This is a genomic window from Paenibacillus sp. OV219 (assembly GCF_900110075.1).
In the GTDB taxonomy this organism is placed as follows: domain Bacteria; phylum Bacillota; class Bacilli; order Paenibacillales; family Paenibacillaceae; genus Paenibacillus_Z.
In genome coordinates this window covers 446,223-460,185 of the sequence record NZ_FOCJ01000002.1, presented here as the reverse complement: position 1 = coordinate 460,185, position 13,963 = coordinate 446,223, and the positions used below count along the sequence as shown (strand labels likewise).

15 protein-coding genes and 1 riboswitch are annotated in these 13,963 nt (G+C 51.5%); all 15 genes read right to left on the bottom strand.

The window, feature by feature from the left end; all coding sequences use genetic code 11:
* Window positions 1-19: 19 nt before the first annotated feature.
* Window positions 20-1,279, bottom strand: coding sequence for a cytochrome c biogenesis protein CcsA (gene ccsA, locus BMY11_RS08045; protein ID WP_090573958.1), 1,260 nt, complete (start codon window positions 1,277-1,279; stop codon window positions 20-22).
* Complete coding sequence (locus BMY11_RS08040; protein ID WP_090573957.1) at window positions 1,276-2,940, bottom strand: cytochrome c biogenesis protein ResB; 1,665 nt, start codon at window positions 2,938-2,940, stop codon at window positions 1,276-1,278. Before BMY11_RS08040 ends, ccsA begins: the two co-directional genes overlap by 4 nt.
* Window positions 2,941-2,961: 21 nt before the next feature.
* Window positions 2,962-3,492 (bottom strand): redoxin domain-containing protein, encoded by a 531-nt coding sequence (locus tag BMY11_RS08035; protein ID WP_090573956.1) that lies wholly within the window; start codon window positions 3,490-3,492, stop codon window positions 2,962-2,964.
* A gap of 103 nt (window positions 3,493-3,595) precedes the next feature.
* Window positions 3,596-4,336 (bottom strand): pseudouridine synthase, encoded by a 741-nt coding sequence (locus tag BMY11_RS08030; RefSeq protein ID WP_090573955.1) that lies wholly within the window; start codon window positions 4,334-4,336, stop codon window positions 3,596-3,598.
* Window positions 4,337-4,518: 182 nt separating this feature from the next.
* Complete coding sequence (locus BMY11_RS08025) at window positions 4,519-5,007, bottom strand: spore maturation protein (protein ID WP_177182578.1); 489 nt, start codon at window positions 5,005-5,007, stop codon at window positions 4,519-4,521.
* A 37-nt stretch (window positions 5,008-5,044) separates the two neighbouring features.
* Window positions 5,045-5,734: a nucleoside recognition domain-containing protein gene (locus BMY11_RS08020; protein WP_090573953.1), complete on the bottom strand. Its 690-nt coding sequence runs from the start codon at window positions 5,732-5,734 to the stop codon at window positions 5,045-5,047.
* On the bottom strand, window positions 5,728-6,954 hold the full coding sequence (locus BMY11_RS08015; RefSeq protein ID WP_177182555.1) for a D-alanyl-D-alanine carboxypeptidase family protein: 1,227 nt from the start codon (window positions 6,952-6,954) through the stop codon (window positions 5,728-5,730). The genes BMY11_RS08020 and BMY11_RS08015 overlap by 7 nt, the downstream gene beginning before the upstream one ends.
* A gap of 153 nt (window positions 6,955-7,107) precedes the next feature.
* A complete protein-coding gene (ytfJ, locus tag BMY11_RS08010) occupies window positions 7,108-7,563 on the bottom strand; it encodes a GerW family sporulation protein (RefSeq protein ID WP_090573952.1) in 456 nt (151 codons plus the stop codon).
* Between the two features lie 83 nt (window positions 7,564-7,646).
* Entirely contained in the window at window positions 7,647-8,342 is a 696-nt protein-coding gene (locus tag BMY11_RS08005) for a DUF2953 domain-containing protein (protein WP_090573951.1), read from the bottom strand.
* 64 nt (window positions 8,343-8,406) lie between these two features.
* Window positions 8,407-9,075: an SMC-Scp complex subunit ScpB gene (gene scpB / locus BMY11_RS08000; RefSeq protein WP_090573950.1), complete on the bottom strand. Its 669-nt coding sequence runs from the start codon at window positions 9,073-9,075 to the stop codon at window positions 8,407-8,409.
* On the bottom strand, window positions 9,044-9,826 hold the full coding sequence (locus tag BMY11_RS07995) for a segregation and condensation protein A (protein WP_090573949.1): 783 nt from the start codon (window positions 9,824-9,826) through the stop codon (window positions 9,044-9,046). The genes scpB and BMY11_RS07995 overlap by 32 nt, the downstream gene beginning before the upstream one ends.
* A gap of 56 nt (window positions 9,827-9,882) precedes the next feature.
* Window positions 9,883-10,353, bottom strand: a complete 471-nt coding sequence (gene ribE / locus BMY11_RS07990; RefSeq protein WP_090573948.1) for a 6,7-dimethyl-8-ribityllumazine synthase — start codon at window positions 10,351-10,353, stop codon at window positions 9,883-9,885.
* Window positions 10,354-10,417: 64 nt separating this feature from the next.
* Window positions 10,418-11,641, bottom strand: a complete 1,224-nt coding sequence (locus BMY11_RS07985) for a bifunctional 3,4-dihydroxy-2-butanone-4-phosphate synthase/GTP cyclohydrolase II (protein ID WP_090573947.1) — start codon at window positions 11,639-11,641, stop codon at window positions 10,418-10,420.
* Window positions 11,642-11,661: 20 nt separating this feature from the next.
* Complete coding sequence (ribE, locus tag BMY11_RS07980) at window positions 11,662-12,342, bottom strand: riboflavin synthase (protein WP_090573946.1); 681 nt, start codon at window positions 12,340-12,342, stop codon at window positions 11,662-11,664.
* Between the two features lie 41 nt (window positions 12,343-12,383).
* Entirely contained in the window at window positions 12,384-13,502 is a 1,119-nt protein-coding gene (ribD, locus tag BMY11_RS07975; protein WP_090573945.1) for a bifunctional diaminohydroxyphosphoribosylaminopyrimidine deaminase/5-amino-6-(5-phosphoribosylamino)uracil reductase RibD, read from the bottom strand.
* A gap of 164 nt (window positions 13,503-13,666) precedes the next feature.
* Window positions 13,667-13,877, bottom strand: a riboswitch (FMN riboswitch).
* Between the last annotated feature and the right edge of the window lie 86 nt (window positions 13,878-13,963).

Genomic DNA, 13,963 nt, shown 5'->3' with positions numbered 1-13,963 from the left:
CTAAACTTAATAGCGATCTTTAAACGCCTGCATAGGAGTGCAAGCCGACAAGGACAAGGTTAACCCCGATCAGCGTGAACATAACAACGACGAAGCCGATAACTGCAAGCCAAGCCGACTTGGAGCCGTGCCAGCCGCGGGATAGGCGGAAGTGCAAGTAAGCCGTGTAATAAAGCCAAGTAATGAGCGCCCATACCTCTTTCGGATCCCAGCCCCAGAAGCGCGACCACGCAATATATGCCCAGATCATCGCAAAAATCAATGCGCCCAGCATAAAGATCGGATAACCGATTGCAATGGCGCGGTAGCTGATTTCGTCGATATCATCCGCATCAATATCGCCAAGCAGCGGGTTTATCGCAGCGCCAATCCGCTTGCGAAGTGCAAGGCGGAGTAAGCCGTACAGAATCGTACCGTTAATGATCGACCACGAGATCGTGTTCAGCTTGCGCGCTGCATTAACGCCCTTCATCCAGTGCGGCGTTTCAAACAACGGTTCTTTCATGCCCAAGAACGAGTCAATTGTAACCACTTGGCTGTTGTAAGGCTTGAAGATCGGCGGAAGCGAGTACTCGACTGTCTCCGTCGTGGAGCTCTCAACGCCCTTCGCATCAATCGTTACGTTCTCTTGCGTGAACGATGCTTCGTAACCCGCGCCGCGGAAAGCAAATACGGAGCTGATGAACGCGATAATAATGATGATGACATACAGCGTGAACTCCACCCAGCGCTGCTCGCGTCTTGCTTTCTCGCTTGTTTGCTTGAAGTCGACCGTACGAAGCAAGTACATGAGGCCGGCTGCAAAACCGACCGCGAAGAATGCTTCACCTGTTGCGGCTGTCGTTACGTGAACCTTCAGCCAGATCGATTGCAGCGCCGGGATGAGCGGCTGCACTTCTTGCGGGAACACCGCTGCGAAAGCAACGATAATGACGACGAGTGGCAGTGTGAACAAGCCTAGCAGCGGCTTGCGGTAAATCGCATTGACGACGATGAAGGCGAACATAATCGCCATCCCCAGAAACGTCATGAACTCGTACATGTTACTGGTCGGGATATGACCTCCGCCCGCCCAACGTGTAAAGAAGAACGTCAGATGCGCAGCGAAGCCGAGCAGTGAGACGATATAAGCGACACGTCCCCAGCGGCGCACATGCTCCTCTGGGCTCCGGTTGCTCCACTTGCGTCCGAGCGCAGTAACGCCGTAAAACATAAAGCCAAAGCAGTATAGAAAGAATGCGACGATAAACGCGTCGCTGCTGAAATCAAGCAAACTCACGATTTGTTCCTCCCGTTATCGAGCGACTTCGGCTCTACGACGATGCCTATACCACGTAGCGCGGAAGCGACCTCGGCACGCATGCCGTAATTATTCTTGTTCGTATGTGCGCCAAGCGTCACTTGTCTGTCATCGATACGAAGCCATATTCTGCGGTGATGCCAGTAAGAGCCGATCAGCAGACCGAACATCGAAATCCCAGCGCCGAACCAGATGTATGGCATTGCGCGATCTGTGCGGATATTTAGTGACGTCTCTACAGGAGCAAACTCTACGCCAGTCATAGCTGGCACCTTGATCTCAAACCTCTTGGCAAGATCACCGTTTATCATATCCTGGCTGAAACGGACTTTATCGTTCTGCTTCGGAAAATACATATATGGCTCGCCACCAGCCGCGAGGTCCGGCCCCTTCAGAACGAATACAAACGCAGGCGCATTCGGCTCGCGAGACTTCGTCGTCGGCTTGCCTTCCGCATCCAGCGCAAAGTCCATATACGTTTGCTTCAGTTCAAGCGAGTAAGGTCCGAGGTTGTACGCAAGCTTCGGATCCTTCATCTCAAGATTGAACGGACCATACGTCTTGCCTGTTTTATGATCGATCAGCACCGGATTGACCGCCGCAAGCTTAGGCGTATCGTCGAATCCGAACTGATAAGCTTTCAATCCCTTATAAGAAAGCGGGTCATTCACGACGATATTGTGCTGCTTAACTTCGGTCAGCTGCGGCTGCTTCGACGGATCGTCGCAATCGGCGCTGCAAGTATACAGCACTGCTCTCGTCTCATAGAGCTTTGCACGGGCAGTACCTTTGAGTTCCTTAGGCAGCTCCGCATCCGTATAATAGACGATCGTGAATTTCTCGTTCTTAATATAGTACTTCGTATCGGGGATCTGAACGGTAGAGCCTTCCGGCACCGTCACGTAGTTATCCATCGCCCAGCCTGGAAGTGACCTGAGCAATACAGCAAGAAGGAACACGATGAGTCCGATATGGTTAATATAAGGACCCCAACGGCTGAACCGGTATTTCTCCGCGAGCAGCGAATTGCCATCTTGGTGTACGCGATAATGCTTGCGCTTCAGCTGCTCACCGAGGTTGCTTGTCCACGTTTCTTCCGAGCCTTCCACCGCACCTGTATATACCGTCTTCTGACGGGTCAGGAATGTGTTATGCTTACGGATTTGCTGCTTGTTGAGTGCTCGATATAGTGGCAGCACCCGATCAAGGCTGCATATAACAAGCGAAGTGCCAATCATGACTAGCAGAAGGATAAACCACCACGACTCGTACGTATTCGAGAAGCCGAGTTTGTAATACCATTTGCCGATCCAGCCATATCGTTCCTCATAATAGGTAGAAGGATCGAATGAAATGAAGGCATTTTCCTGTGTAAAAATCGTTCCGATCATCGCCGCCAGCAGCGTAATGAGAATGAGCCGGATCGCGACTTTAACCGACGAGAAGAACTTCCACACGTGGTCAATTACATTTGGATTGGACTTCTGCGAGCGGCGGGCAATGCCGTCGTAACGCATTTCAAGCGGCGCATCATTCTCCTGTTCACCGACTTCGAGCGGATAGCCGCAGCTTTCGCATAAGACGGTGCCTACCGGATTCTGGTGGCCGCACTCGCATTTCGTATTTTCAAAATCTAACACTTGTAGCTACCTCCTTCACGGCTAGGACTTCAGCAGCTTCGTGATGCGCTCATCCATGTCCTTTTCCGCCATTGCACCGACGAAAACATCCATAATCGTTCCGTCTGGCTTCACAAAGAAGGTTGTAGGATACGACCTTAAACCGTATTTACTCTGTACATCGTTGCGTTCGTTGCGCAGAATGGTGTAATTGATGTCGTATTGCTTCACGAAATTGTTTACAGCCATGCTGTCTTCACCTAAATTAATACCAACTACTTCGAGCGGTTCCCCACTATGCTTCTTGTACTGAGCGACCAAATCCGGCGTCTCCGTTACACAGCCCGGACAATATGTACCCCAGAAATTGATGACAAGCGCCTTCCCCTTGTAATCAGACAGACGATGTGTCTTCCCGTCTGTGCCAAGGAGCGCAAACTCCGGAGGCTTGGCCCCTTTGCGAGGAAGCTGTCCATCCTTCGCTGCAAACAACGAATGACCGATCGCATAACCTCCGAGCAGCAGGACGCCGAGAAAAATAACCAATTGAATCATTCTGCGGTTCGATTTCATAAAGTAACGTCATTCACCGCCTGTTCTTATGCTGCAAAATACTTCATTTGGACTATATTCATTATAACGAAAACTGGACGGCAATTGAGGTTGCCGCCGCTTGTTATTTTTGAATTTTATGTGTCTTGGTCGCCGCTCCACGCAGCTCATTTACTTCCTTCGGCGTTAGATGGCGGAACTTGCCACGGGCTAGTCCATGCAAGCCGAGTTCGCCGAAGCGGATCCTTCTCAGCAGCACTACAGGATGGTTGATCGCATCGAACATCCGGCGTACCTGACGGTTCCGTCCTTCATAGATCGTAATCGTAATCGTTGCCTGATTCTTCTCTGTGTTAACGTCGTGATATTCAACTTCAGCAGGCGCGGTCATTCCGTCCTCAAGCAGAATGCCTTGCTGCAGCCGCTCCAGCGCGGAGCCATGCGGAATGCCCTTCACTGTCGCCCAATACGTCTTCGGCACGTGATGGCTTGGATGCGTCAGCAAATTGGCGAATTCGCCGTCGTTGGTCAGCAGCAGCAGCCCTTCCGTATCGTAATCCAGCCGTCCGACCGGATAAACACGCTCTTTAATGCCTGGCAAGTAATCCTTAACAACCTTACGGCCTTGCGGATCGCTTGCGCTTGTAATAACGCCTTTCGGCTTATGAAGCATTAGATAAAGCTTGCTCTCGCCCTTGATCTGGCGCCCTTTAACCGTAATAACATCCACGGCCGGATCAGCCTTCACACCTAGCGTTGTGACCGGTTCACCATTAACCTCGACAACACCGGACAAAATCAATTCCTCACATTTGCGGCGCGATGCGACTCCCGCCTGCGCTAAAATCTTCTGTAAACGTTCCAAATGATCTTCACCTCACCCACCATCATACCCTAAATGATACAAGGAAAGAAAGTGTACGTACGGCAAATAAGCTGGCTACATGGCATAACTATGTTTTATGTTGTAATGCCAAATAGCCCTCATTAGCGAATACCGCTTCATAGGCGGCATTCAGCGAACTCGGGCTTGCACTCTAAGTACGGTTATTGGAAGACGATAAGACAAACGATGATTGCAGCTAAGAAGCCGACCAAATCGGAGAATAGTCCTACTTTAAGCGCATACTTGCTTCTGCGAATGCCGACTGCGCCGAAATAAACGGTTAACACGTACAGCGTTGTATCCGTACTGCCTTGAATCGTCGAGGCAATTCGCCCGATCATCGAATCGGGTCCATAGGTCTTAATCAGCTCGGTCGTGAAGGCGAGCGAGCCCGCTCCTGTAAGCGGACGAAGCAGACCGAGCGGCAGTACCTCGCTTGGAATGCCAAGCCCGTCAAACAGCGGACGTATGAGCGAAGCCATCATATCCATTGCACCGGAGGCGCGGAACATGCTGATCGCAACCATCATGCCGACCAGATGCGGAATGATGTTGATGGCGGTACCGAAGCCATCCTTAGCCCCTTCGATGAACGTTTCGTAGACCGGTACTTTTTTGAATGCAGCATAAAGCGGGATGAAAACAATCATGAACGGGATCAGCCAGGCTGATATCGTCGTGATCCATTCATACAATGGCCTCACCCTTTCCTTGTCCTGCAGCGGCAGATCCAGGCGGCGCTTGCGGCATCGCATCACTATGATGTTTGCTGGCATGATCGGTCCACTTTGGCGGTTTGCGCTTGTCACGTGTGCGGTACCAACGGTCCGCGAATATGGCTGCTGCGGTTGCAATTAAAGTGGCTGCAAGTGTTGTGCCGACGATTTCGGCGGGGTGTACAGAGCTGTAGGTCATTCGAATGGCAATTAACGTAGTCGGTACGAGGGTAATACTTGAAGTATTGAGCGCCAGCAGCGTACACATCGCCGCTGACGCTGTTTCTTTATCCGGATTGAGCTTCTGAAGCTCCTGCATCGCTTTAATGCCCATTGGCGTTGCTGCATTGCCGAGTCCGAGTATGTTGGCGCTCATGTTGCTCATAATGTAACCAAGCGCCGGATGCCCTTTAGGCACATCTGGGAAAAGAAACCGGACAACTGGCTGGAGCATAACCGCAATCTTGCGGAGCAGTCCTGCATCTTCGCCTATTCGCATAAGCCCCATCCAGAACACCATGACGCTGATGAGGCCAAAGCTGACCGTGACGCCGCTCTTGGCGCCTTCGAACGCCGCTTCGGTCAGAGCTTCCATTCTGCCATTCACGATAGCGCAGACGAAGCTGACGGCTATGAAGAATAGCCAAATAAAGTTTACCATCCCGCCGCCTCCTTCCCACCAAACAAGGTCGACAAGGTCGTTTTTAAAGCGTGCCAGAACGTATCGGATGAAAGTGAACCGAACGCCGCCGCGGACGAATCACCGCCGATTACCCACGAAGGCTTATCCGCCACTTTAATGCGCTGGCTCTGTGAATCATATACCGGTGTAGAGCCGATCTTCGTTTCCCCGACAAACCAGTCGATCGTCCCCCGCTCACCTAGCAAATACGCCGTCGTATTCACATCGATTAGGTTCATCTTCGAGTGAAGCTGTTCCTTCTCGCCTTCGGCAAACGGATAGACGAGCGTCCGCCCGACCGCGAGCGGATAGCCGTTGATCGGCTGCCCTTTATGCGCAACCTCGCTTAGATGATAATTAGCAAAGCCAAAATTGAGCAGCTTCTGATGATCGTTCCAATCATCGCCATCATTTAAGGTAACCGCGACAAGCTGCTGACCATCGCGTGTTGCCGAGCTGACGAGGCAGCGAAGCGACTTCTTCGTGTAGCCGGTTTTGACGCCGTCCGCCCCATCGTACATCGTGAGCATTTTATTTTTATTTTTCCAAAGATAGTCCCATTGATCGTTCGGATTCGGCGCGGTTTTTCGCTGTGTCTTCACAATCTCCTTGAATATCGGATTCTTCAGCGCATATGCTGTCAGCTTCGCCAGATCGTTCGCAGATGAATAATGCCCTTCCGCATCGAGACCGCTCGGATTCATGAACTGCGAGTTCTCAAGCCCAAGCATCTGTGCTTTCTCGTTCATCATGAGAACGAACCCCTCCTCTGAGCCGCCGACATGTTCGGAAATTGCCGTCGCAGCATCATTGCCGGACCTCAGCATCAGCCCGTACAGCATATTGAGGAGAGTCATTTTCTCCCCACGCTGCAAATAAATCGAGGAGCCTTCCTTGCCTGCCGCACGAATGCTCGTCTGAACTATATCGCTCAGATTGCCATGTTCAATCGCAACGATTGCCGTCATGATCTTCGTCAAACTCGCGATGAGCATCGGCTTGTCCCCATTTTGGCTATACAGAATCCGTCCAGATTCAACATCAATAAGCGCCGCTCCTCTCGCATGTGTCGTCACTGTTCTATTCGGTCCTTCAGCTGCCGAAGCCATATGAGTATTCGCCGAAGGCAAGCCCGAGAAGAAGATACAGCTGGCAGCAAACACGCGAAGTAGACCGATTGTTAAGCGGGTAAGCCTCATACAGTTCCTCCTAGTTTGCAAATGCGCTATTAAAAAACAAACATCCTTGTACAGTATATGAATGGGACATGAAATTATCCCAACCTGTCCAAAGGCTTATATGCGGAAAGGCAAAAAAAAGAAACCGTCCACAAGGGACGGTTCCTTCCTCCATTAATGTCCATCCATACTTTCGATGAGAACGGATTCCAATCCACTATCGCTCGCGGACGAATTTTTCTTGAACATGGTTTGAATTTTCTCGAACACCTGTGGTGCGGAATCAATAACTTTTTCCATAAGATGGGTCTGGTTATCAAGCGGTACAATCCGGACACCTTGACTACCTACAACGAGAAAAGCAATTGGTGTAATGGAGACCCCACCGCCGCTGCCGCCGCCAAATGGCAGCTGCACATCTGCGTTATGCGTATCTCCCTTCGAACTATGCTCGTCGAAGCGAATATCGCTGCCGCCTGCTACGAACCCGAAGCCAACTTTGCTTATTGGCATTATGACGCTTCCGTCTGGGGTTTGGACAGGATCGCCGACAATCGTGTTGACATCGACCATTTCTTTAATATTTTCCATTGCGGTTTGCATTAAGCCTTGAATTGGATGGTCAGTCATCGTAAGTTTCGTCCTCCTTGATCGAAGCGTTAATCTGCACCTTGCCGAATATAGCGTTCCCTCGCGCAATGCTCATTATGTAATTAATTGCGCATCAGGATTCGCTGCAGCCCTATAAATCCACCTGGTATATTCTGGGATTTGCGCATTTTGAAGATAAGACGAATCGCTGCGAAGATTGCATACCCAAACGCCAGCTTCGCTGTGAATTGGCCTTCTGTCTTGAAGTAAACGCGCTGATAAATGGGGTCAACCGATACGTTCGGCTCTGCTGTCAGTCGGATGAACTGTGACAGCACACCAATCGCGGTTGTCTTCACCGACCAGATGAGACCTGTCAACATGGCCGTCCACATCGCATCATCTACGCCCACAGTCGTCTGCCACTTCCACTCTGTCAGCTTCACGTGAGAAAGTGTTTTGCGAACCCAGCCCATCATATCTTGTGTCTGCTTCAGCAGCAGCTGTGCCCGATCGATCGAATTCATAATGGTGTGAGAGTTAATATTCTTCATTAGCGAATCGGTATCCGCTCCGCCGGCATTCTCTGCCGTCTTCTCTTCCTTGACCTCCACATTCGTTAACTTAAACTTGACGACTGGTAGCTGCCAATGATAGTGGATAAGCCCAAACAGCGCACGAATGCGAAGCTCGGCATCATCATCAGTACCGATCCGCTGCATATGCCCTCGAATAACAACTGGCGAAAGCGCAGCAATAAGCAGCAGCAAAAAAAAGAGACCTGTCCCGATCATCCATCCGAACGGGTAGCCAAGCATAGCGCTTCCCCCATTTCCCTTAATTGGTCGGATATAGTATGACCTTGCGGACAAATCTCATTCTTTAATCTTCATGCTCATTATGCGGTGCGAAATCAGATTCCGATTCCGATTCCGATTCCGGCTCTAATCCAGGCAATGGCATCTCCTCAATCGTCATCTGACGGCCTTCGAACCGTTCAAACAGCAACTGGGTCTGCTCATCAAGCGAATCATCCGGAATCGACGAAGGCTCAGGAAGTGCATCGAGGCCAGCAAGGCCAAAGTAATCGAGGAAGGACTTGGTCGTTCCATATAGAATCGGACGGCCGATCTGCTCGGCACGACCCACCTCTTCAATTAAGTCCTTGTTGACTAGCGATTGAAGCGCCCTGTCGCTCTTTACACCGCGAATCTCTTCAATCTCAACTCGCGTGATCGGCTGGCGGTAAGCGACAATCGACAATGTCTCCAGCGCAGCTTGCGATAAGCTCGAACGCGAAGGCGAGTAAGCCATACGTTCAAAATACGCCGCATGCGCCGGATTCGTCGTCAGCCGGTATGCGCCAGCAACGAAGGAGACCTGTACGCCACGTTTCTTGCTCTTCAATTCCTTCGTGAGATCACCGACCAAGCTTCCCGTTATTACTGCATCCAGCTGAAGAATTTCGGCAAGCTGCTTCGTCGTAAGCCCCTCATCTCCAGCCATAAACAGCAGTCCCTCAATAATCGACCTCAGTTTCGAGAAGTCCATCTAGGGCCGCATCCCCTCTCCAGTGCACGACAATATCATCAAACAGGCTGTTCTGAAAACAGCGAATATGCTTCATCTTCATCAGCTCGAGAATCGCCAGGAATGTAACCACGATCTCATGCCGGCTCATATCCTCCCGGATCAGCTTGGAGAAACGAACCGTCTCGAATTCGCGCAGCACATCGATGATATCGCGAATCCGGTCTTTAACCGAAATCTCATCACGCTGAATGGTTGCAATGATATTTCGTCTCGAAGCCTTACGAAGCGCCTTCTGGAAAGCTGCAATGAGATCGCCGACATTTAAGCCTTTGACAGGATTCTCAGGCACGACTTTCATGAAAGGAGTCAAATCTTCCGGTTCCTTCGTGTATACGAGGCTGCGCTCAAATTCCTGTTCCCTGAGCTGCTCGGCAATTTGCTTATATTTGCGGTACTCCACCAGCTTAGCGATGAGCTCGTCACGAGGGTCCAGCCCATCATCGGGCCATTCCTCGTATTGGTCATCATCAATGATTGGCGGCTTCGGCAGGAGTTGCTTGCTCTTAATGGAGAGCAGCGTTGCCGCCATGACGAGGAATTCGCTCGTTACCTCGAGCTCAAGCACCTGCATCGCATTCAAATAGTCCATATATTGATCCGTAATTTCGCTGATGGACACCTCATGAATGTCGATTTCCGCTTTATCAATAAGATGAAGCAGAAGATCGAGCGGGCCTTCGAACGATTCCAGTTTATACGTCACCGCCATGGCGAGTGCCAACTCCTAAACAAGAAAAATGATTTACTTTCGAGCTATCCTACTTCTTAGCCTTGAAGCACTTTCGTCAAATTCGCCATTTCAATTGCAGTAACAGCCGCTTCCCAGCCTTTGTTGCCGGCTTTCGTGCCTGCACGCTCAATCGCTTGCTCGATCGAATCTACTGTCAGCACGCCGAAGATCGTCGGAATGCCTGTCTTCAGGGCGATTGCCGCAACACCTTTAGCTGCTTCATTGCACACATAGTCAAAATGTGGAGTTGATCCCCGAATAACCGCACCAAGCGTGATGACTGCATCATACTTGCCGCTCTCCGCCATCTTCTGCGCGATGAGCGGAATTTCGAATGCGCCTGGCACCCATGCTACATCCACTTCGTTATCTGCTGCGCCATGACGCTTGAACGCATCAAGCGCGCCACCAAGCAGCTTGCTGGAAATAAATTCGTTGAAACGGCCGACTACGACGCCGTAACGTAAACCTTCAGAAATTAAATGGCCTTCAAATACATGTGGCATTAATGATTCATCCTCTCGTATGTCCCTTAATAGGTTAAGGGCTTATCTGATATTTGGATTCTTATTAGTTGTTGGTTACATCATCGAATTTAAGCAGATGGCCAAGCTTTGATTTCTTCGTTTGCAAGTAATTGTTGTTGCTTTCGTTCGCATCCATCTGGATCGGAACACGCTCGACCACTTCAATACCGTAGCCTTCAAGCCCACGGATCTTACGTGGATTGTTCGTGAGCAGACGCATTTGGCGAATGCCGAGATCCTTCAAAATTTGTGCGCCTATACCATAATCGCGCAAATCGGGAGCAAAACCAAGTTTAATATTCGCATCAACCGTATCCAATCCCTGCTCCTGTAGCTGATAAGCCTTTAATTTGTTAATGAGGCCAATTCCGCGACCTTCCTGACGCATATAGAGAAGTACGCCTTTGCCGGCTTCATCAATCTGGCGAAGCGCCGCTTCCAGTTGCGGACCGCAATCACAGCGGTGCGAGTGGAATACATCGCCAGTCAAGCATTCCGAATGCACGCGGACAAGCGTTGCCTGTTCAGGATCAATATCGCCTTTAACAAGCGCAACATGCTCTTTGTTATCCACTTCGTTCGTATACGCTACAGCCCGGAATACGCCGAAGTCCGTAGGCATCTTCACATCGACGACGCGCTCCACGAGCTTCTCTTTCTCGTTGCGGTAATGGATTAGCTCGCGAATCGTGATGAGCTTCAGTCCGTGCTTCTCTTTGAATTCAATCAGATCCGGCAACCTCGCCATCGAACCGTCTTCCTTGATGATTTCGCAGATAACCGCAGCTGGCGCAGAGCCGCACATACGCGCTAAGTCAATCGCCGCTTCGGTATGGCCTGCACGGCGTAGCACGCCGCCCTTCTTCGCAATAAGCGGGAAGATATGACCAGGTCTACGGAAGTCGTCCGCCTTCGTCTTCGGATCAATCATGGCCTGAACAGTCTGCGACCGCTCATACGCTGAGATGCCGGTCGACGTCGAGACATGGTCCACGGAGACGGTGAACGCTGTACCATGGTAGTCAGTGTTGCGCTGTACCATTGGCGGCAGATCCAATTCTTCCGCTCGCTCCTGCGTAATTGGGACACATACTAATCCGCGCGCTTCCGTAATCATGAAGTTGATGATTTCCGGTGTCGCTTTGCTCGCCAGTGCAATCAGATCGCCTTCATTCTCGCGGTCTTCGTCATCAACAACAATGACTGACTTGCCGAGCAGCAAATCCTGTATCGCTTCTTCAATCGTATTAAATGCTTGATCGCTCATTACGCTCACACCCCTTATCGTTAGAAAAATCCGTTCTCAGCCAGAAACGCCGCCGTAATGCCGTTCTTTGCTGCCGGCTTGCTGTCTGCGTCCTGCGTGTCTCCGGCTCCTTTGAAGTGGAGCAGATGATCGACGTATTTCCCAAGCACATCGCATTCAATATTAATGACGCTGCCTGCCTGCTTCCATTGAAGCGCAGTTTCACGCAGCGTGTGCGGGATTATAGACACTGAGAAGCTGTTATGATCTGCTCGCACGACGGTAAGACTGATGCCATCCAGCGTGACCGAGCCTTGCGGAATAACGTAGCGCATGAGCGCGGGGTCATGCGGCCTGATCGTGTATACAACCGCATTATCTTCGTTCTCGCGGGAGACGATTGCGCCTGTGCCGTCCGCATGTCCTTGTACGATATGCCCGCCGAAGCGACCACCCGCCTGCATAGCCCGCTCGAGGTTCACTCGTTCGCCAGGACGCATATCTTTGAGGTTCGTATGGCGGAACGTCTGCGGCGTCACATCGACTGTAAACACATTCGAGCCCATCTCCGTCACCGTCAAGCAAACACCATTTATTGCGATGCTGTCGCCGATTGCTGCATCCGTGAGGATACGTAAAGCTTCAATGGAAAGCACCATTGCTTCGCCTCGTTTATACGTGCGCTTCAGCGTTCCAATCTCTTCAATAAGTCCTGTAAACATGTTTCGTTGTCCCCTCTCCCTTCGCTATAGTTTGGGGTTTATCAGCTGCGAGCAGCTGTATAATCCGGATAGCCGCTAAGCAGGAAGTCTTGCCCGACCCGCTCCACCTGCATCTCCTTGAATGCTATCGCATCTGCCATCAGCTCGAAGCCATTAAAATCAAAAACGCCTGTTGACTCAGCCCCGCCGATTACCTTCGGAGCGATAAACAGCAGCAGCTTGTCGATGAGGCCTTGCTCAAGCATCGCCCCGTTCAGCTTGCCGCCGCCCTCGAGCAAGATCGAACCGATCTCGCGCTCACCAAGCTTCCGCATGGCATCAGCAAGATCGACACGGCTTCCGCTTCCGCAAGCGATCACCTCAGCGCCAGCCGCTTCAAGAGCAGCACGCCGCTCAGCGTCCACTCCATCTACAGTGAGCACGATGACCCGTGCAGTACGGTCCTGAAGCAGTCGCGACTCGAGCGGCAGACGCAGCTTCGAATCGACGACGATGCGCGCGGGATGCACCGCCGGTACGCTCAAGCGCGTCGTCAGCTCAGGATCATCTGCCAGCGCGGTTTCCACGCCGACCATAATGCCCATATGCTGGTGCCGGAGCGTATGCGTTACCGCCCTCGCTTCCGGCCCGCTCACATACCGACTGTCGCCTGTCTTCGCGGCAAGCTTGCCGTCCAGCGTCATGGCGGACTTCATCGTCACGAACGGCAGCCTCGTCACGATGTACTTGTTGAACATCTCGTTCATTCGCAACGACTCTTGCTCAAGCAGTCCGACTTCCACTTCAATGCCGGCTTCGCGCAGCCTGGTAATGCCTCTGCCTGCCACCTGTGGATTCGGGTCCGTACAGGCGACGACTACTCGCTTCGCCCGCGCCTCGATAATCCGCTCGCAGCATGGCGGCGTCCGCCCGTGATGGCTGCACGGCTCCAGCGTGACATACACCGTCGCGCCTTCCGCCTGATCGCCTGCCATCTTAAGCGCATGGACTTCAGCATGACCTTCACCGCGGCGAAGATGTGCACCAAGCCCAACAATCCGTCCATCCTTGACGACGACACAGCCGACGATCGGATTAATATCCGTCTGACCCTTCGCCTTCTGCGCCATATCGAGCGCAAGCCGCATATACATTTCATCATTCAACACTTCAATGGACATAACAAAAATCACCCCATGGCTGGCGATCAGCCAACGGGGTGATGGGTTTCAAAAAAACATGAAACGTGAAAGGGACGCATTCGAAGACACATTCAAACAAACTCAGCAACTATGTGAAAAAATGAACACAGTTGGCGAGACATGAAAAAATGGAATTCGCGTACCGTCTCCTTCTCCCATCCAGACTATACTGTCGGTCCCGGATTTGCACCAGGTCCACCGTTTCGCTTCGGTCCTGCTCCCCGCATAGGGTTCGCCAACTGAAGCAACCCGGGTCACGGACTGACAAAGTTAACAGCTGTCATTCGCTTAAGCGAGAAGAGCAGCCCTTTGATCACCGCCGGTTGGGAATTTCACCCGACCCCGAAGGAAAAACGCAAATACTTTGAGGAAATGTTACCACTTACGCCTTGAAAATGCAACTTGTTTTCAACAATTCCGACTTACGGACTCGCTTTTAT